The sequence below is a fragment of the Parvibaculum indicum genome, assembly GCF_011762095.1.
GTDB classification, from domain to species: domain Bacteria; phylum Pseudomonadota; class Alphaproteobacteria; order Parvibaculales; family Parvibaculaceae; genus Parvibaculum; species Parvibaculum indicum.
The window spans coordinates 13,174-31,418 of the sequence record NZ_JAASQO010000006.1; the positions used below are offsets into that span (position 1 = coordinate 13,174).

18 protein-coding genes and 1 pseudogene are annotated in these 18,245 nt (G+C 66.6%); 17 read left to right on the forward strand and 2 right to left on the reverse strand.

What is annotated here, in order from left to right; all coding sequences use genetic code 11:
• The first annotated feature begins 50 nt into the window (after positions 1–50).
• The 15 genes and pseudogenes from istA (at position 51) to FHS78_RS08805 (ending at position 14,045) form a co-directional block, all read left to right on the forward strand.
• Positions 51–1,568, forward strand: a complete 1,518-nt coding sequence (gene istA, locus FHS78_RS08735; RefSeq protein ID WP_425500294.1) for an IS21 family transposase — start codon at positions 51–53, stop codon at positions 1,566–1,568.
• On the forward strand, positions 1,565–2,458 hold the full coding sequence (istB, locus tag FHS78_RS08740) for an IS21-like element helper ATPase IstB (RefSeq protein WP_086467128.1): 894 nt from the start codon (positions 1,565–1,567) through the stop codon (positions 2,456–2,458). The genes istA and istB overlap by 4 nt, the downstream gene beginning before the upstream one ends.
• 50 nt (positions 2,459–2,508) lie before the next feature.
• Positions 2,509–3,963, forward strand: a pseudogene (gene traG, locus FHS78_RS08745) (IncP-type conjugal transfer protein TraG); the annotation flags it as partial.
• 9 nt (positions 3,964–3,972) lie between these two features.
• Positions 3,973–4,392: a ribbon-helix-helix domain-containing protein gene (locus FHS78_RS08750; RefSeq protein ID WP_167093290.1), complete on the forward strand. Its 420-nt coding sequence runs from the start codon at positions 3,973–3,975 to the stop codon at positions 4,390–4,392.
• Entirely contained in the window at positions 4,389–5,369 is a 981-nt protein-coding gene (trbB, locus tag FHS78_RS08755; protein ID WP_167093292.1) for a P-type conjugative transfer ATPase TrbB, read from the forward strand. Before FHS78_RS08750 ends, trbB begins: the two co-directional genes overlap by 4 nt.
• Before the next feature lie 17 nt (positions 5,370–5,386).
• Complete coding sequence (locus FHS78_RS08760) at positions 5,387–5,713, forward strand: TrbC/VirB2 family type IV secretion system protein (RefSeq protein WP_167093294.1); 327 nt, start codon at positions 5,387–5,389, stop codon at positions 5,711–5,713.
• Entirely contained in the window at positions 5,710–5,973 is a 264-nt protein-coding gene (locus FHS78_RS08765) for a VirB3 family type IV secretion system protein (RefSeq protein WP_167093296.1), read from the forward strand. Before FHS78_RS08760 ends, FHS78_RS08765 begins: the two co-directional genes overlap by 4 nt.
• Entirely contained in the window at positions 5,967–8,432 is a 2,466-nt protein-coding gene (gene trbE, locus FHS78_RS08770; RefSeq protein ID WP_167093297.1) for a conjugal transfer protein TrbE, read from the forward strand. Before FHS78_RS08765 ends, trbE begins: the two co-directional genes overlap by 7 nt.
• Positions 8,429–9,142, forward strand: a complete 714-nt coding sequence (trbJ, locus tag FHS78_RS08775; protein WP_167093299.1) for a P-type conjugative transfer protein TrbJ — start codon at positions 8,429–8,431, stop codon at positions 9,140–9,142. Before trbE ends, trbJ begins: the two co-directional genes overlap by 4 nt.
• Positions 9,143–9,162: 20 nt before the next feature.
• Complete coding sequence (gene trbL / locus FHS78_RS08780; protein WP_167093301.1) at positions 9,163–10,485, forward strand: P-type conjugative transfer protein TrbL; 1,323 nt, start codon at positions 9,163–9,165, stop codon at positions 10,483–10,485.
• A 3-nt stretch (positions 10,486–10,488) separates the two neighbouring features.
• On the forward strand, positions 10,489–11,184 hold the full coding sequence (trbF, locus tag FHS78_RS08785) for a conjugal transfer protein TrbF (RefSeq protein ID WP_167093303.1): 696 nt from the start codon (positions 10,489–10,491) through the stop codon (positions 11,182–11,184).
• Positions 11,181–12,200 (forward strand): P-type conjugative transfer protein TrbG, encoded by a 1,020-nt coding sequence (trbG, locus tag FHS78_RS08790; protein ID WP_167093305.1) that lies wholly within the window; start codon positions 11,181–11,183, stop codon positions 12,198–12,200. Before trbF ends, trbG begins: the two co-directional genes overlap by 4 nt.
• On the forward strand, positions 12,200–13,450 hold the full coding sequence (locus tag FHS78_RS08795; protein ID WP_167093307.1) for a TraB/TrbI/VirB10 family type IV secretion system protein: 1,251 nt from the start codon (positions 12,200–12,202) through the stop codon (positions 13,448–13,450). Before trbG ends, FHS78_RS08795 begins: the two co-directional genes overlap by 1 nt.
• A gap of 16 nt (positions 13,451–13,466) precedes the next feature.
• Positions 13,467–13,700 carry a DUF2274 domain-containing protein gene (locus FHS78_RS08800; RefSeq protein WP_067556969.1) on the forward strand — a complete coding sequence of 78 codons (234 nt, stop codon included), beginning with the start codon at positions 13,467–13,469 and terminating at the stop codon, positions 13,698–13,700.
• A gap of 24 nt (positions 13,701–13,724) precedes the next feature.
• Positions 13,725–14,045, forward strand: a complete 321-nt coding sequence (locus tag FHS78_RS08805) for a DUF736 domain-containing protein (RefSeq protein WP_167093309.1) — start codon at positions 13,725–13,727, stop codon at positions 14,043–14,045.
• A gap of 38 nt (positions 14,046–14,083) precedes the next feature.
• On the opposite strand, the gene FHS78_RS08810 is transcribed toward FHS78_RS08805, so the two are convergent.
• A complete protein-coding gene (locus tag FHS78_RS08810) occupies positions 14,084–15,127 on the reverse strand; it encodes a nucleotidyl transferase AbiEii/AbiGii toxin family protein (RefSeq protein WP_167093311.1) in 1,044 nt (347 codons plus the stop codon).
• Complete coding sequence (locus tag FHS78_RS08815; RefSeq protein ID WP_205305260.1) at positions 15,124–15,783, reverse strand: DUF6088 family protein; 660 nt, start codon at positions 15,781–15,783, stop codon at positions 15,124–15,126. The genes FHS78_RS08810 and FHS78_RS08815 overlap by 4 nt, the downstream gene beginning before the upstream one ends.
• Before the next feature lie 322 nt (positions 15,784–16,105).
• Between FHS78_RS08815 and FHS78_RS08820 the strand changes: the two genes are divergently transcribed.
• Positions 16,106–17,413: a DUF6035 family protein gene (locus FHS78_RS08820; protein ID WP_167093670.1), complete on the forward strand. Its 1,308-nt coding sequence runs from the start codon at positions 16,106–16,108 to the stop codon at positions 17,411–17,413.
• 27 nt (positions 17,414–17,440) lie between these two features.
• Positions 17,441–18,223 (forward strand): HNH endonuclease signature motif containing protein, encoded by a 783-nt coding sequence (locus FHS78_RS08825; protein ID WP_167093315.1) that lies wholly within the window; start codon positions 17,441–17,443, stop codon positions 18,221–18,223.
• Positions 18,224–18,245 lie beyond the last annotated feature (22 nt).

Consider the following 18,245-nt stretch of genomic DNA (forward strand, 5'->3'; position numbering starts at 1 on the left):
CGCGACCGGCCCGATACGCTGGTGGTTTTCTGGAATGGGGAACCACCTTTGTGCCGGGGCGCCATGTAACCGATCATCAGATGAGACTTTTCATGAAGCTGAGACAAGATCACCCCATCGAGACCGCCGCCGCGAAGGCGGGAATGAGCCGGGCAACCGCCTATCGGATCGTGCAGGATCCCCGGCTCCCGTCGCAGAAGACGCCGGCCAAAGGGCGGCGGCGTCCCGATCCGCTGGAGTTCATATTCGACGCGGAAGTCGTGCCTATGTTGCGGGCCGCGCCCGGGCTTCGCCCGGTGGCCATCTACGAGGAGATGCTGCGCCGCCATCCCGACCTGCAGCCGGGTATTCGCCGGACACTGGAGCGGCGGATCCGCGCCTGGCGGGCGATCCACGGGGAAGACAGGGAGGTGATCTTCCGGCAGGTTCACGAGCCGGGCCGGCTCGGACTGTCGGATTTCACCGACATGGGGTCCCTCGGCGTGACGCTCGCAGGTCAGCCCCTGGAGCATTTGCTCTATCACTTCCGTTTGCCATGGTCGGGCTTCGGACATGCCCATGTCATTCTCGGTGGCGAGAGTTTCGTCGCCCTGGCCGAGGGGCTTCAGAATGCGCTCTGGTCGGCAGGCGGCGTCCCGCTTTATCATCGCAGCGACAGCCTCTCGGCCGCCTTCCGCAACCTTGATGCGCAAGCCCGGTCGGATCTCACCGCACGCTACGAGGCTCTCTGTGCCCATTACCGCATGACGCCAACGCGCAACAACAAGGGCGTGGCGCACGAGAACGGCTCGATCGAAAGCGCGCACGGCCACCTCAAAGGGGCGATCCGCGATGCGTTGCTGATGCGAGGCAGTCCCGACTTCGAAGACCTCAGGGCCTACCGTGCGTTCATCGACGAGATCGTCGGCCGGCGGAACGCCGCTCATGGCAAGGGGATCGCGGTCGAGCGTCCGCATCTTCAGGATCTGCCCGAACGGCGCAGCACGGATTTCGAGGAGGTGATCGTCACCGTCTCCAGCACCGGCGGCTTCACCTTGCGCAAGGTCTTCTACACCGTGCCCTCCCGCCTGATCGGCCACAGGCTGCGCGTGCGCCTGTTCGACGACCGGCTGGAGCTCTTCATCGGCGGCACCCACCTGCTGACGCTGCCAAGGGGCCGCGCCGGGGCAAACGGCAAACACGACCAGGTGGTGAACTATCACCATGTCATCCATTCGCTGCGCAGAAAGCCCATGGCTCTTTTGCATCTTGTCTATCGCGACAAGCTCTTCCCGCGGGCAGAGTATCGGCGGGCCTTCGAGGCGCTTGCCGCCCGGTTGCCTGAACGGCAGGCCTGCAAGGCCACGGTCGAACTGCTCGGCCTTGCCCATGACCGCAATTGCGAAGCGGCCCTCGCAGGGGAACTGGCCAGGATCCTCAAGGCCGGCGATCTGCCTGATCTGGCCGCCCTGCGAAGCAGGTTCGCCCCGGACCACGCCAGCTTGCCGACCGTCACGGTGCGGTCCGTTTCCCTGGACAGCTATGAAGCCCTCGTCGGATCGACGCAAAGAGCGGGAGAACGCGCATGAAGACCTCCCACACCGTTGACGAGGCCCGCCTCGGTATCATGCTGAACGACCTGCGGCTGCCCACCATCAAGACCCTCTGGCCCCGCTTCGCCGAGCAGGCCGACAAGGAAGGCTGGCCGGCCGCCCGCTTCCTGGCTGCCATCGCCGAACATGAACTGGCCGAACGCGCTCACCGCAGGGTCGCCCGTCATCTCGCCGAAGCGCACCTGCCGTCCGGCAAGACGATGGACAGCTTCGACTTCGACGCTGTTCCCATGATCTCGAAAGCACAGGTCATGGCCATGGCCGCAGGAGACAGCTGGCTGGCCAAGGGGGCAAATGTTCTCATGTTCGGCCCGCCCGGCGGCGGAAAGAGCCATCTCGCCGCCGCCATCGGCCTGGCGCTGATCGAGAACGGCTGGCGGGTCATGTTCACCAGAACCACCGACCTGGTTCAGAGACTGCAGGTCGCCCGCCACGAATTGCAGCTCGAGGCCGCCATCGCCAGGCTCGACAAGTTCGATCTGCTGATCCTCGATGATCTCGCCTATGTCACCAAGGATCAGGCCGAGACCAGTGTCCTGTTCGAACTCATCTCGGCGCGATATGAGCGGCGTTCCGTCATGATCACCGCCAATCAGCCCTTCGGCGAATGGAACAGGGTCTTTCCCGACCCCGCCATGACGCTCGCCGCCGTCGACAGGCTCGTTCACCATGCCACCATCTTCGAGATGAATGTCGAGAGCTACAGGCGGCGATCCGCGCTCGAGGCCAAACGCAAGAGGGGCAGGCCCGCCGCATACGCGACAATCAAGAACACACCTCTGATTGACGCGGAGCGACAAACACCGGCTGAAGAAAACCTTGCCGGTGACAAACACGGTGATATCGTCACCGATGCCGCGACATAGAATCTCATCCTGATTGTCGCCAGCATCTCACCCAGATTGTCGCGCTATAGTTCAACCCGACCGACCCGCGCTCGGCCCGCTACAACCCGCTCCTCGAGGTGCGCAAGGGGCCGCACGAGGTCCGCGACGTCCAGAACATCGCCGACATCCTGGTCGACCCGGAAGGGATGCTGGAGCGCCGGAACCACTGGGAGAAGACCAGCCACACGCTGCTGGTCGGCGCCATCCTCCATGTCCTCTACGCCGAAGAGGAGAAGACGCTGGCGCGCGTCGCGAGCTTCCTCTCCGACCCGCGCCGGTCCTTCGAGCACACGCTGCGCGCCATGATGGCGACCAACCATCTGGGTACGCCGCAGAATCCGGTGGTGCATCCGGTGGTCGCCCAGGCGGCGCGCGAGGCGCTCAACAAGTCCGAGAACGAGCGCTCGGGCGTGCTGTCGACCGCCATGAGCTTCCTCGGGCTCTATCGAGACCCGACCGTCGCGGCAACTACCGCCGCCTGCGACTGGCGCATCGCCGACCTGGTGGACGCCGAGCGGCCGGTCTCGCTCTACCTGGTCATCCCACCGTCGGACATCTCCCGCACCAAGCCGCTGGTGCGACTGGTCCTGAACCAGATCGGGCGGCGACTGACCGAGCGCCTGGAAGGCAGTCCGGATAAGCGCCGCCGGTATCAACTCCTCATGATGCTGGACGAGTTCCCGGCGCTGGGCCGCCTCGACTTCTTCGAGACGGCACTGGCCTTCATGGCGGGCTATGGCATCCGCGCCTACCTGATCGCGCAGTCCCTGAACCAGATCTCCAAGGCCTACGGCGAAAACAACGCGATCCTCGACAACTGTCATGTCCGGATCGCGTTCTCGTCCAATGACGAGCGCACGGCCAAGCGCATCTCCGACGCGCTCGGCACCGCCACCGAACTGCGTGCGCAGCGCAACTACGCGGGCCACCGGCTCGCCCCCTGGCTCAGTCACGTCATGGTCTCGCGCCAGGAGACGGCGCGCCCGTTGTTGACGCCGGGCGAGGTCATGCAGCTCCCACCCTCCGACGAGCTGGTGCTCGTCTCCGGCCTGCCGCCGCTCCGCGCTAAAAAGCTCCGCTACTACGAGGATGGCAACTTCACCGCTCGGATCGCGGACGCGCCGGCGCTTGCCGAGAACGGCTACCGCGACCGGCCGGCGCCGCGCGTAGGCGACTGGACCGGGCGGATCCGCGGGACCGACAGCCGTCTTGCCGCCGCGGCGGATCGCGAACTCGGCCTCGCCGACGCGGACGACGAGGGCGGGCTGCAGCACCAGCGCCATCCCGGCATGCCGGAGCCCGAGGTCTCGAAGCCGGTCGAACCCGCGCGGCAGAGCGACCTCGACCTCCTGGACGACGAGGCCGACGCCCCTGCCCAGACCAAGACCATGGATCGCGCCCGCAGGCTCCCCACCGTCACCCGCGCCTACGGTATCGACGGCGACCCGGGCCGACGCGACGACGACCTGCTGCCGGGATTCTGAGGGGATGCCATGAAACCGCGCCATCACCTCTATCTCGACGACGAGCTGACGGAGCAGCTCGAAGCGCTTGCCGCCAAGCCCGGCTCGTCCAAGTCGGCGATCGTCTCGGACGCGCTGCGCAGCTTCCTCGCGCGGCGCGGCGCCACCGAGCTCGATGATCGCCTCAAGGTCCGGCTCGACCGGTTCAGCCGCCAGCTCAACCGGATCGAACGCGACCAGCAGATCCTGCTGGAGAGCCTGGCGCTCTTCGTCCGCTACTACCTCACCGTGACGGCGCCGCTCCCGGAAGCAGACCAGGAGGCCGCCCGCGCGCTCGGCCACGAGCGCTTCCAAGCCTTCATCGACCAGGTCGGCCGGCGCATTGCCGGCGGCCGGACGCTGGCGGGCGAGGTGCTGGCGCAGACGTCCGAGGAGGAGGCCGAGCCATGAGCGGCACCGACGGGCACGCGGAAAGCCGCCAGCGTCGCCGCGCCATGCTGCGCACGGCCATGGGCCCGGCCATCGGCGTGGCGCTCGCCGATCCCGCCGTCATCGAGGTGATGGTGAACCCGGACGGCAGCCTGCGTCTCGACCGACTGGGCGAGGGCAGGGTCGACACTGGCGAGCGGCTGGAGGCGGCCGAGGTCGAGCGGATCATCCGCCTGGTGGCGAGCCATCTCCGCGTCGAGGCCCATGCCGCTAATCCGGTGGTGAGCGCCGAGCTGCCGGAGACGGGCGAGCGTTTCGAGGGGCTGCTGCCGCCGGTCTCGACCGCGCCCTGCTTCGCGATCCGGAAGCCGGCGGCCAAGATCTACACGCTCGAGGACTACGTCGCGGGTCGGATCATGATGCCGTTGCAGGCGGACGCCCTGCGCCGGGCCGTCCGCGACCGGCGCAATATCCTGATCGCGGGCAGCACCAGCTCGGGCAAGACCACGCTTGCCAACGCCCTACTCGCCGAGATCGCGCGGGCCGACGAGCGGGTGATCCTGATCGAGGATACGCGCGAGCTGCAATGCGCGGCACCCGACTGCGTGGCGCTGCGCACCAAGCCGGGTGTGGTCGGCCTCGCCGACCTCGTGCGCTCGACCCTACGGCTCCGGCCCGACCGCATCATCGTCGGCGAGGTCCGGGGACCGGAAGCCCTCGACATGCTAAAGGCCTGGAACACCGGCCACCCCGGCGGCATCGCCACGGTCCATGCCAACGCGGCCCATTCGGCCCTCTACCGGCTGGAGCAGCTGATCGAGGAGGCGGTGGTCACGGTACCCCGCCGGCTCGTCGCCCAGGCGATCGACCTCGTGGTCTTCATCCGCGGCCGGGGCGAGGGGCGCCGCGTCGAGACCATCGCCGGGGTCGAGGGGCTCGACGCCCATGGCGACTACCGCGTCGTCGAGCTCTCGCCGGCCCGTCTAAGCACCTTGTGAATCGGAGGAGCAGGCTCATGCGTCAACCCTGCCATCGGCATATTGCACTCCCGGCATTGGCCGCACTCGTTGTCCTCGGCATCGCCACGCCGGCGTTCGCCGCCGGCTCGGGCATGCCGTGGGAGGCGCCGCTGGAATCGATCCTGCAATCGATCGAGGGGCCGGTGGCGCGCATCATCGCGGTGATCATCATCATTATCACCGGCCTCTCGCTCGCCTTCGGCGACACCTCGGGCGGCTTCCGGCGCCTGCTGCAGATCGTTTTCGGTCTCACGATTGCCTTCGCGGCGACGAGCTTCTTCCTGACCTTCTTCTCCTTCGGCGGCGGGGCGCTGGTCACATGACGGACCACGCTGATGGTTTCGAGGTGCCGCTGCATCGCGCGCTCACCGAGCCGATCCTGCTCGCGGGTGCACCGCGTACCGTCGCCATCGTCAATGGCACGCTGGCGGCCGCGCTCGGCCTCGGCCTCCGGCTCTGGATCGCCGGGCTCCTGGTCTGGGCGATGGGCCACTCACTCGCGGTATTTGCGGCGAAGCGCGATCCGCAGTTCGGCCAGGTGCTGAGCCGCCACCTCCGGAACAAGGGGTGGCTCGGATGCTGAGCCTCGCCGAATACCGCGGCAAGCCGCAGCGGCTTGCCGACTACCTGCCCTGGGCGGCGCTCATCGCGCCCGGCGTGTTGCTCAACAAGGACGGCAGCTTCCAGCGGACCTTCCGCTTCCGCGGGCCCGACCTGGAGAGCGCCACCGAGCCCGAACTCGTCGCCACCTGCGCGCGGCTCAACAACGTGTTGCGGCGCTTCGGCTCGGGCTGGGCGCTGTTCTTCGAGGCCGAGCGTCACCCCGCGCCCAGCTATCCGGCGTCCGAGTTCCCCGATCCGGCGTCCTGGCTGGTCGACCGGGAGCGCCGCGCCGCATTCGAGCAAACCATGGGCGCGCATGACGGCGAATCGGCATATCGAGGCCGGGCGCACTTCGAGAGCAGCTATCATCTGACGCTCCTCTATCTCCCGCCGCCGGACCAGGTGAACCGGGCCGAGCGGGCGCTGCTGGAGACGCCGCCCGACGAGCGCGGCATCGACTACCGCGACCCTCTCGAGGCCTTCGTCGCCGAGACCGACCGGGCGCTCGACCTGCTCTCCAGCCTGATGCCGGTCTGCGCACCGCTCGACGACGCCGAGACGCTCACCTACCTGCACGGCACCGTCTCGACCCGGCAGCATCCGGTCGCCGTGCCGGAGACGCCGATGTACCTGGACGCAGTGCTCGCCGACACGCCGCTCGCGGGTGGGCTCGAGCCGATGCTTGGCGAGCATCACCTCCGTACCGTCACGGTGCTCGGATTCCCCAACACGACCCGGCCTGGGCTGCTCGACGACCTCAACCACTTGGGCTTCCCGTATCGCTGGGTCACCCGCTTCATCCCGCTCGACAAGACCGCGGCCAACAGCGCGCTCACACGGATGCGGCGCCAGTGGTTCGCCAAGCGCAAGTCGATCGGCGTGCTGTTGCGCGAGGTGCTCTACAACGAGCCGGCGCCGCTCCTCGACTCCGATGCCGATAACAAGGCGGTCGATGCCGACGCGGCGCTGCAGGAGCTGGGCGGCGATCATGTTTCCTTTGGTTATCTGACTGCGACCGTCACGGTCTGGGATGAGAGCCGGGCCCAGGCCGCCGAAAAGGTGCGCGCGGTCGAGCGCGTCATCAACGCGCGCGGCTTCACCACCATCCGAGAGACGGTCAACGCCGTCGAGGCCTGGCTCGGCAGCCTACCGGGACACGTCTATGCCAACGTCCGCCAGCCACTGGTCCACACGCTGAATCTGGCGCATCTCGTGCCGCTGTCCGCGGTCTGGGCCGGGCCGGCGTGGAACGACCACCTCGACGGACCGCCGCTGCTGCTCGCCGAGACGGGCGGCACCACGCCGTTCCGCTTCTCGACCCATGTCGGCGACGTCGGGCACATGCTGGTGGTCGGTCCGACGGGCGCCGGCAAGTCGGTGCTGCTGGCGCTGATGGCCTTGCAGTTCCGGCGCTACGCGGGCGCCCAGGTCTATGTCTTCGACAAGGGCGGCTCCGCCCGCGCCGCAGTGCTCGCCATGAGCGGACGGCACCATGCGCTCGGCATCGGCGGCGCGCTCGCGTTCCAGCCGCTGCGGCACATCGACGATCCCGTGGTCCGGAGCTGGGCCGCCGAGTGGATCGCCGGCCTGCTCGCCCACGAGAAGGTCGTCCTCACGCCGGAAGTGAAGGAGGTCGTCTGGTCGGCGCTCGGCAACCTCGCCTCGGCCCCGCCGGCGGAGCGCACCATTACGGGGCTCTCTGTCGTCCTGCAGTCGAATGCTCTGCGGTCGGCACTCGCACCCTACACGCTCGAAGGTTCCTACGGCGCGCTGCTCGACGCCGAGGCGGACGCGCTCGCGCTGGCCGACGTGCAGTGCTTCGAGATGGAAGCGTTGATGCAGGAGGCGGGCGCCGTCCTGCCGGTGCTGACCTATCTCTTCCACCGCCTGGAGGCGCGGTTCGATGGGCGCCCGACGCTGCTCGTGCTCGACGAGGCCTGGCTCTTCCTCGACAACCCGCTATTCGCCGGGCGCATCCGCGACTGGCTGAAGACGCTGCGCAAAAAGAACGTCGCCGTCGTCTTCGCCACCCAGTCGCTCGCCGATATCGCCGACAGCAGCATCGCGCCGGCGCTGATCGAGTCTTGCCCGCAGCGCATCTTCCTGCCCAACGACCGGGCGCTTGAGCCGCAGAGCCGGGACGCCTACGAGCGCTTCGGCCTCAATGCCCGTCAGGTCGAGCTGATCTCCGCCGCCCAGCCGAAGCGCGACTACTACCTGCAGTCCTGGCGCGGCAACCGGCTGTTCGAGCTCGGCCTCGGGCCGGTGGCGCTCGCCTTCTGCGCGGCCTCCCAGCCGTCCGACCAGGCGCTCGTCGACCGTGTGCTGGCGGAAGCCGGATCGGAACGGTTCGCCGAAGCCTGGCTCCTCGCACGGGACCTCGACTGGGCGGCGGACCTGCTGTGTGACTTCCCCACCGAACAAGGAGGACAGCCATGAAGCGGCATCTCGCTGTTGTGTGCCTCGCGATGTGTTTCGCCCTTGTCTCGATCCAGCCGGCGCAGGCGCTGACCGTGTTCGATCCCTCCAACTACAGCCAAAACGTCCTGCAGGCCGCCCGGGCACTGCAGCAGATCAACAACCAGATCCGCAGCCTGCAGAACCAGGTGCTGATGCTGCAGAATATGGCGAAGCACCTGGAGCGCCTCGACTATTCCTCCCTCGGCGCGATCCAGGCGGCGCTCGGCCGGATCAACCTGCTGATGGCGCAGGCCGAGGGCATCGCGTTTCGGGTCGATCGCACCGAGCAGGAATTCGCGCGGCTTTACCCCAAGGAGTACGCGGCGACCGTCACCACCGACGAGCTCGCCCGCGACGCGCGCGGCCGCTGGGAGCATTCGATGGACGCGCTGCGCCAGACCATGCTGGTGCAGGCCGAGGTCGTGCAGAACGTGGAGGCCGATAGCGGCGAGCTCGCGCGCCTCGTCGCCGAGTCCCAGGCCGCCATCGGCAGTCTCCAGGCGCAACAGGCGACCAACCAACTCGTCGCGCTCTCGACCAAGCAGCAGCTCCAGACCCAGGAGCTGGTCGCCGCGCAATACCGGGCCGAGGCGCTGGAGCGCGCCCGGACGGCCGCCGCTCAGGAGCAGGCGCGCGCCCAGTTCGACCGCTTCCTCGGCGACGGCAAGGCCTACACGCCGCTTGACTGAGGTGAGCGAGGCGACTGGCCATGGACGACATCAACGTCATCGACCGCTTCACGCAGACCTTCGTCACCTATATCGACTCGGGCTTCGGTCTGCTGACGGGCGACGTCGCGTTCCTCACTTCCATCCTGGTCGCCATCGACATCACGCTCGCCGGACTCTGGTGGGCGCTGGACGAGGGCTCCAACGTCCTCGCCCGGCTCATCCGCAAGGTGCTCTACATCGGCGCCTTCGCGCTGATCCTGAACAATTGGCAGTTCTTTGCCAGCACCATCTTCGATTCATTTTCGGGCCTCGGCCTGCAGGCGACCAACAACAGCCTCAGTGCCGGTGATCTTCTCAGGCCCGGTTTCGTTGCCGGCACTGGGTTCGAGGCCGCCTATCCGTTGATCCGGCAGGCGGGCGAGCTCCTCGGCTTCACCACCTTCTTCGACAACGCGGTGACGATCGTCGTGCTGGTCTTCGCCTGGCTGGTGGTCGTGCTCGCCTTCTTCATTCTCGCCATCCAGCTCTTCATCACCATCATCGAATTCAAGCTGACCACGCTTGCCGGCTTCGTGCTGGTGCCCTTCGCGCTCTGGAACAAGACAGCTTTCCTCGCCGAGCGGGTGCTCGGCAACGTGGTCGCCTCCGGCATCAAGGTGATGGTGCTCGCCGTCATCATCGGCATCGGCACCACCCTGTTCGGCGACTTCATCGGCGCGCTCGACGGCGAGGAGCCCAGCCTCGAGCAGGCGATGTCCATGGTGCTGGCCTCACTCGCGCTGTTCGGTCTCGGCATCTTCGGGCCCGGCATTGCCGCTGGCCTGGTCTCCGGCGCACCTCAACTGGGGGCCGGTGCCGCCGTCGGCACGGCGGGCGCGGTGGCCGGGGGCACGCTCGCCGGCGGCACGGCCGCGCTCGGTATCACCCGTATGGCCGGTGCGGGCGGATTGTCCGCCGTGCGCGCCGGGACGGCGCTCTCTGCCGGCACCGGTGCGGCCTACGGGATGGGCAAGGCCGCGTCGGGCGCCACCGGTGCGGCTGGCGTGGCTGCCGGTATGGCCGGTGTCGCCAGCGCAGGGGCTGGCACGGCCCGTGCCGCCGGCGCGCACATGGTCGGCGGCTTCACCGAGAGCGCGCAGCGCGGCCGCGCTGCGGCGTGGCAGGCGACCGGTGGCGGGCGATCGGCAGGTGGTCCCGCAATCGCCTCTGCGTCGCCGGGCGATGGTGGTGTCCCGATGTGGGCGCGGCGCCTGCGCGCGGAGCAGCGCCGCCGCGCCCGCCTTCATTCGACCGAGCAGGCGGTTCGGGAAGGGGACCGGCCCGGCGCCGGCGCCAATCCCGACCTGTCCGAGAGGGAGTGAGCCATGTTCCGGCGTGCGACCAACCGCTATGGCGATACCCCCGAGCCCGTCACCCCGTACCAGAAAGCGGCCCAGCTCTGGGACGAACGTCTCGGCTCGGCGCGCGTGCAGGCGCGGAACTGGCGCCTCATGGCGTTCTTCTGCCTGACGCTCGCCACCGGATTCGCGGGAGCCCTCATCTGGCAGTCGGCGCAGAGCCGGATCACGCCCTATGTCGTCGAGGTTGACGCGCTCGGCGCCGCCCAGGCCGTGGCGCCGGCCATCCAGCCCTACGAGCCGACCGATGCCCAGATCGCCCACCATCTGGCGCGCTTCGTGCGCAACGTCCGCTCGCTCTCCATCGACCCCATCGTCGTGCGCAAGCGCTGGCTCGAGGCCTACGACTACGCCACCGACCGAGCCGCCCAGACCCTCAACGAGTTCGCCCGCGTCAACGACCCGTTCAAGGCGGTGGGCGAGCGCAGCGTCTCCGTCGAGGTGACGAGCGTGGTGCGCGCCTCGGACGAGTCCTTCCAGGTGAAATGGACCGAGCGGACCTGGGAGGGCGGCAGCCTCGCCAAGACCGAGCGCTGGACCGGCATCCTCTCCATCGTCATCCGCCAGCCGCGCGAGGTGGCGACGCTGCGCAAGAACCCGCTCGGCATTTACGTCCACGGCCTCGACTGGTCGCGCGAGCTAAACCCCGGAGAAACGCCATGACTCCCATCCGCAGCCTGCTGTGCGGCGTGTCGGCGCTGGCGCTCGCCGCCTGCGCCGCCAAGGGCACGCCACCACCCGAGATCACTTACGACACCGGCGACTTCGTGCCGGCCGCCGTCGAGTCCGAGCCGCCCAGGCCGGTCGAGATCGTCGCGGTGCCCGAGCCGTTGCCGTTGCCGGGACAGCTCAAGCCGGCGCCGAAGGACGAGCCGGCCTCGCCCGACAAGAGGCCGCCGAAGGATCGGGTCGACGACGCGAACGATGCCGCGCGCCTGGAGCCGACCGAGGACGGCTATATCAACGCAATCCAAGTCTACCCCTTCACGAAGGGCGCGCTCTACCGCCTCTATGCGTCGCCGGAGCAGGTGAGCGACATTGCGCTGCAGCCGGGTGAGGAGCTGGTCGCGGTCTCGGCCGGCGACACGGTGCGCTGGGTGGTGGGCGATACCACCAGCGGCACCGGTGAGCGGCAGCAGGTCCATGTGCTGGTGAAGCCGGTGGCGCCGGACCTGCGGACCAACCTCGTCATCACCACTGACCGGCGCGCCTATCACCTGGAGTTGGAGAGCACCGAGGAGACCTACATGGCCTCGGTCTCCTGGCACTATCCGCAGGAAGAGCTCGTCACCCTCCGCCGGCAGAACGAGCGGGCGAACGAGACGCAGAGTGTCGCGCAGGATCTCGCGCTCGATCGCCTGCGCTTCCGCTATGAGATCACCGGCGACAATCCGCCGTGGCGACCGCTGCGGGCGTTCGACGACACCTATAAGGTCTACATCGAGTTCCCCCGGCGCATCGACCAGGGCGAGGCGCCGCCACTGTTCGTGGTCGGCCCCGAGGGCGGGGCGGAGCTCGTCAACTACCGGGTACGCGGCAACTACTACATCGTCGACCGCCTGTTCGCCGCGGCCGAGCTTCGCCTCGGCGAGGATCCGCAACAGGTGGTCCGGATCAATCGCACGGACGGGCGCCAGGTGAACGCGGCGCCGGCGCGGGACGAGACGGAGGTCCGGTGATGTCGGACCAGGCCGAACCGGGCGGCAACCCGCCGAAGACCGACCCGGAGAGCTTGACGCTGCGAGCCCGGCCGCGGCCCGTCACGCGCTTCAACCGCAAGGTCCTGATTGCGGGTGCGGCACTCGGCTCGGCGGCGATTCTCGGCGCGACACTGGTCGCGCTCGACCCGCCGACGTTCCGCGAGGACCGGCGCGGCGACGAACTCTACAGCACCCAGAACAAGCCGACCGCCGAAGGTTTGGCCGAGCTGCCCCGTGATTATGGGGACATGCCGAAGTCGGCGCCCGCACTCGGACCGCCGCTACCCGGCGACGTCGGGCCGCCCGTGGTCGACATGGAGCGCAACCTCGGCGTGGTCCCGCCGGGGGGTGCGGGCACGGCGTTCCGCCCCGACCCGGAGGCTGATGCCGCCCGGGCCGAACGCCTGCGTCTCGCGCAGCAGGCGCGGAAGGCGCGCGAGTCGGAGGTGTTCTTCCAGATCTCCGCGCGGCAGGGAGCTGACGATACAACGACGAACCCGGCAGCGGGGCAGGGTACCGATCGCTCGACCGTAGATTCGGATGCCGGCAACCGCCTCGCGCTCGACCCGACTCGCGACCAGAACCATCAGGGCCGCAAGCTCGACTTCCTGGAGCAGCGTGTCGACGACGCCGTCTACAACCCGCATCCGTTACAGGATCTCATCTCGCCCTACGTGGTGATGGCCGGCACGGCGATCCCGGCGAGCCTCGTTACAGGCATCAACTCCGACCTGCCGGGACTGGTTATCGCCCAGGTCACCGGTAACGTCTACGACACGCCGACCGGCCGGCATCTCCTGATCCCGCAGGGCGCGCGCCTGATCGGTAAGTACGACAGTGTCGTCGCCTTCGGCCAGAGCCGGGCGCTGGTGATCTGGAACCGGATCGTTATGCCGGACGGCTCCTCGGTCGTGATCGAGAACCTGCCGGCGACCGACACCGCGGGCTATGCCGGGCTCGAGGACGAGGTCGACTACCACACCTGGCGGCTGGTCGCCGGCGTGGCGCTCTCGACGCTGCTGGGCGTCGGCACCGAGCTGACCTTCGGCGGGGAGGAAGGCGATCTCCTCCGGGCGATCCGCGAGTCCGCCCAGCGCGACGCCAACCGCGCCGGCCAGCGCATCACCGAGCGCAACCTCAACATCCAGCCGACCATCACCGTCCGGCCTGGCTGGCCGCTGCGTGTCATCGTCCACAAGGACCTGGTGCTGAGACCCTATCGCGGCTGACGGAGGAAATAGAGCCATGCCCGACCTGAAGCTGTCCAAGCTCCCCGACCGGACGCCGGTCAAGATCACCGTCACGGTCACGCCCGAGCTGAACAAGGCGCTCCAGGCCTATGCCGAGCTCTACCGCGAGACCTATGGCGAGGCGGAGCCCGTCGCCGAGCTCATCCCCTACATGCTGGAGAGCTTCCTCGCCGCCGACCGCGGATTTGCGAAGGCGCGACGAGAGCGCTCGTCCCCGAAGCGCGGCTAACCGTTAACGGAAGGAGGCAAAGCCATGTCGATCATCGGGACATTTACGCCCACCAAGGACGGCGGTTGGACCGGGACCATCCGCACACTCACCATCGACGTGAAGGCGCGGTTCGTCCCCAACGACAACCGCGACAACGACCGGGCACCGGACTTCCGGGTGTTCGCCGGGCGCTCGGAACTCGGGGCTGCCTGGCGCGAGCGCACGAGCGGAGAAAACCCGCGGGACTATCTCAGCGTTCGCCTGGACGATCCGAGTATGGTGGAACCGATCTCTGCGGCCATGTTTGAGGCCGCTGACGGTGGGATGGCCCAGCTCGTATGGACGCGACGGCGGCTCGAATGATTTCGGTCGCGCGATACAGGCGATGTCGCGATTTTCGGCTAAGCTCCATCATTTAGAACCTGCTCGATCTTCTTGGCGGATGCCAGAATCTTCTCGAATTCGGGAGCCGCTCCAAAGATCATGGCGGTGGTGTTCGCGTAGTCGCGGCGGAGGGCGTCAATCATCCCGGTAGTGGGGGCGATTGCGAATGTGCCGGGAACCGCGTTTGCGAGATCAAAATCGGGACGGTTGAAAAACATGCGTGCATGGCGCACGCAGTCGGCACCGAGGTCGCGGTCCGCGAGTGCCGTTTTTCCGACCTCCGAGTCCAGCAGGCAATGGAGGTCGTAATAATGCCGCGATACACGTTGGCCTTCCTGGCGGAGGACGCCGCGCCGTTCGTGCCAGCGGCGTAGCCCATGGGCGATCACGACCTTGTCCCAGAAGGTACGGGTCGCTTCGATGGTGGTCACGCTGGCAATCGTCAGGTCCAACCCTTCGGTTTCCTCACTGATATAAGGCCGGACCGTGACGGGGCGGTTGGGATCGAGAGCCGATTTTGCGCCGGATTCGATTCGCACGGCTGGTCGGACATAGGCATCATCGCGCGGCTCGACCTCGGGATACCAGACGAGCAATGTCTGGCCGTCCGGATCGGCTTCGTCGATCTCAATATGGCCGGCGCCGCCGGTGGCGTCGGCGAGTTGGGCGCTGAGGAATTCCCGGAGCGGGTCGGTGATGTAAGCCCGGCATGCGTCCCGGATTGCATCCAGTCTGGCCCGACGCTTCTTGTTCGACAGGGCCTCAAGTTCCTCGACCGATGCCGTCTCGTCCAGGTCGTCGCGAAAAACGGTAACGTCGATGTCTTCGGAAAAACGCCGGATCAGGCCATAGGCTTTCGACAGCGAGGTGCCGCCCTTGAACAGGAGCCGTGGTCCGTCAGCCGGTCGTTCATGATAGAGCGCGTTCAGCGTCCAGCAGACCCAGAAGTCTTTTTCGACATTGCCGACTGGCGCGCTGAGCCGATTGGCGGTAGCGAGAAACAGGTCGAGCCGGTCACGCGGCGCTGCAGTGATGATCTGTTTGAAGGCCGCGGAGGTCATTGCCGTGCCTCGTCCGTCTCGGCTGGGTCCAGCAGCCCGCGCAGGAACTCCTGCATCCAGATCGGCAAGGCGGAGAGGCCGGCCCGCAGATCGTCGCGGATCGCTTGGCCATGTCGAGGGTCGGCGAAGAGGCGGCGCAACACGGTCCGGACGCGCCGACGCTCGCTATCCTGGTCCAGCATGTCCTGCATCCAGTGTAGCGCCTGGACAACGCGCACGGCAGGCCGATCGGCCCAGTAGAGGCGGCTGGGCGCGGCGAACTTGAAATGGATCTCCTGACTGCCGAGCTTGATCGGTTTCAGGCGCGCATCCACGAGCACTTCGATCCGGGCCGGCACGGCGGTGGTGAGTCCAAGATCATTGGCGGCGGTCATACCGTCGATGACGGTACGCGCTTTGTCGCGGCGGGCGACGGCGCGGATGACGGCGCGATAGTCCGGGACGGTCGGGCGACCGGTCAGCTCGTTCTTACGCGGCTTGTCGTAGAGGCCTCGGTCGATTCGGCGCAGTTCGCCGGCGGACGCGAGGCGCTGCAGGGTCTTGTCTATAGCGGCGCGGCTGCCGAGGTCGGCGAAGTCGCCGGGTGTCCAGACCTGATCGGGGTTGGATTCAATCCGGTCGAGCAACCGGGAGCGGAGGTCGCTCTTTCGCGTCATGGAAGGCATGTCCGAAATATGATACATTTTTCGGACAGATGCAAGAGAGTCCGAAGAATGCGACATTCTTCGGACAAAATGGTCGAGGTTCAAGGTACTTCTGAAGGCGGAACATGCGCCGACAGTCATGGATCAATGGCCCCGAGTTCTGCACCGCCCAGCGCGGGGTACCAAGCGCCGGAGCGTCGCGGCAACGCAGGGGTATCGAGAGGGCCGGCCCTCCCAGCCCTCTGCGATACAAATCCTCATAGAATGGATTCCCCGATATGATGCCGGTCGCTCCATGCCAGAGAGCGAGAACTGATCGAGACTGTTCGTGGCTATGGCGGAACGGCGATTCAGAAGAACGCTGAAACAAGCTGTCGATCTGGAGACCATGCAGTCCATCTCCAGTGAAGACTTGATGGGCATGCATAAGGATGACTATCAAGTCATCCGCAGACTGGCGACCAGGGCCCGGCTCGATCATCGGCCGCGCTATGCGTGTGGTCTATGCGGGCACGCGGTTTATGCGCCGCGCGAGCCGCGTACCGGCCTCCCATATTGGAAGCATCATCCCGGCGCCCCCGAGGACTGCCCATGGTGGACAGGGGTGCCGTCTGACGTGGATGGCATCAGTGGCCGGCAGTTCGACGGCGCTCAAGAGAGCCCGCTCCACGCGAAGATCAAGAACATTGTCGGGGAGTTGCTGAACGCGGATGCCCGCACCAGACCGGGCAGCGTGATCGTTGACGAATATCTTGTCACCGACAGTGGCCGTCGGCGCCCCGATGTGCGTGCCGTCTACGACGGCTCGCCGATCGTCGTGGAGGTCCAGCTCGCGACGACGCAGATCCCGATCATCATCCAGCGCGAGGATTTCTATGACAGCCAGGCCTATCGGCTTCTGTGGCTGACGTGGAATTTCGAGCCGCCGCCCGTGGATGGCCGCCTGCTCAGCTCCTTCGAGGACATATTCTATTCGCACAACAAAAACCTGTTCGCGATGGATGACGAGACGGTCCGCCTCTCCCGGCAAGAAGGCGAGGTAGTTCTTCGCGCATTCTGGACGCGCGATCATGTGTGGATGTCCAAGCTCGTCAGACTGTCCGAGCTGTACTGGCTCCCGAGTGGCCGCGCTTTTGCCGTCGCGCCGGCGCCGCCCTGGCATGAAGATTTTCTCACCCGATGGCGAGCCGCCACTGGCGACCACGGTACGCGATGGCCGGAGCGTGAAACGCTTCTCGCCGAGCTCGTCACCAAGCTGTCTCTCGGCGACACCGATAGTTACGCGCTCGAAGAGGCCGACATCGATTCCCTGATAAACTGCCTGCTTTCGCTGCTGGACGGTCATCCGGTCGGCTCTCAGCAGAAGAACCTGGTCGAAGTGCTGAATACCTTCTTCTATGCCGGCCGACGGCATCGCTACGCGCGCCTCGTGCGTCGGTTTGCCGAGCTTGCCGGTCGTAGTGAAGCGCTGAAGGCCCGAAGCGTTCAAGCGAAGTTGGCAACGGCGCTCGCCGTCCGTCAGGACGATCCACAGAGTATCATCGGTCGCATCGCCCTTGGGCTTTTTCCGGACATGTTCCCATCGCGACGGACGGGACCACGGCACAACAGTAGTAGTATAGCTTCGGATCAATACACTTGATCACTTGAATGGGTTCGGGAGGGGCATTTGTCGGGACCTTCGGAAAAGACGATACGAAGACTGTTTGCGCTGTCCGGAAACGTATGCGCGTTTCCCGATTGCCCGTCGCCTATCGTCGAAGACGCAGGGACGATTACCGGAGAAGTTTGCCATATCCGCGCGCAAAGCAGAGGCGGCCCGCGGTTCGATGAGACGCAGTCGGAGGCGGAACGGCATGCCTTCGACAATCTGATCCTGCTCTGTCGGCGGCATCACAAGGTCGTCGACGCAGAACCGGACGTGTACTCCGTCGAGGCGCTACAGGAAATCAAAGCCATCCAGGCGGCGCGGCTGGGCCGACCCGAGCAACCGAACGATGCCTTCTATGCCAAGATTTTACTGAATGCGATGCGGCGCGTCGAAGTCAACAACAACAGCGGGAACGTCGTGGTTGACAGCCCGGGTGCCATCGTGGGGAGCACCGTCAGTCTGAAGGCGTCCCGCCGAGCCGTTACCATCCACCCTGCTGCGGGTACGATTGGGGCCGATCAAAATACCAGCCGTTACATTCAGCACTTGATCAACCGTTACAACGAGTTCGCATCCAAGGAGCCGACCCGCGCAACCAAGTTCAGCTACGGGGCGATTTCTAAGAACATCGAACACAAGTTCGGATCGCAGTGGAAATTGCTTTCAATGGAGGATTTCGCCGATCTGTGCGCGTATCTCCAAGGGCGGATCATGAAGACGCGTCTTGCCAAGTTGAACGCCTCCAAAGGGCGACGGTCTTTTTCGAGCTTCGAGGAGTACACCCAAGAGAAGCGTCGTTGAATGGGCTAGGCCCGTTCTTCTC

Bases quoted from the DNA above. Each gene is read 5' to 3' on its own strand.
- istB (WP_086467128.1), top strand. From the start codon at position 1,565: ATGAAGACCTCCCACACCGTTGACGAGGCCCGCCTCGGTATCATGCTG.
- FHS78_RS08750 (WP_167093290.1), top strand. From the start codon at position 3,973: ATGAAACCGCGCCATCACCTCTATCTCGACGACGAGCTGACGGAGCAG.
- trbB (WP_167093292.1), top strand. From the start codon at position 4,389: ATGAGCGGCACCGACGGGCACGCGGAAAGCCGCCAGCGTCGCCGCGCC.
- FHS78_RS08760 (WP_167093294.1), top strand. From the start codon at position 5,387: ATGCGTCAACCCTGCCATCGGCATATTGCACTCCCGGCATTGGCCGCA.
- FHS78_RS08765 (WP_167093296.1), top strand. From the start codon at position 5,710: ATGACGGACCACGCTGATGGTTTCGAGGTGCCGCTGCATCGCGCGCTC.
- trbE (WP_167093297.1), top strand. From the start codon at position 5,967: ATGCTGAGCCTCGCCGAATACCGCGGCAAGCCGCAGCGGCTTGCCGAC.
- trbJ (WP_167093299.1), top strand. From the start codon at position 8,429: ATGAAGCGGCATCTCGCTGTTGTGTGCCTCGCGATGTGTTTCGCCCTT.
- trbL (WP_167093301.1), top strand. From the start codon at position 9,163: ATGGACGACATCAACGTCATCGACCGCTTCACGCAGACCTTCGTCACC.
- trbF (WP_167093303.1), top strand. From the start codon at position 10,489: ATGTTCCGGCGTGCGACCAACCGCTATGGCGATACCCCCGAGCCCGTC.
- trbG (WP_167093305.1), top strand. From the start codon at position 11,181: ATGACTCCCATCCGCAGCCTGCTGTGCGGCGTGTCGGCGCTGGCGCTC.
- FHS78_RS08795 (WP_167093307.1), top strand. From the start codon at position 12,200: ATGTCGGACCAGGCCGAACCGGGCGGCAACCCGCCGAAGACCGACCCG.
- FHS78_RS08800 (WP_067556969.1), top strand. From the start codon at position 13,467: ATGCCCGACCTGAAGCTGTCCAAGCTCCCCGACCGGACGCCGGTCAAG.
- FHS78_RS08805 (WP_167093309.1), top strand. From the start codon at position 13,725: ATGTCGATCATCGGGACATTTACGCCCACCAAGGACGGCGGTTGGACC.
- FHS78_RS08810 (WP_167093311.1), bottom strand. From the start codon at position 15,127: ATGACCTCCGCGGCCTTCAAACAGATCATCACTGCAGCGCCGCGTGAC.
- FHS78_RS08815 (WP_205305260.1), bottom strand. From the start codon at position 15,783: ATGACGCGAAAGAGCGACCTCCGCTCCCGGTTGCTCGACCGGATTGAA.
- FHS78_RS08820 (WP_167093670.1), top strand. From the start codon at position 16,106: ATGGCGGAACGGCGATTCAGAAGAACGCTGAAACAAGCTGTCGATCTG.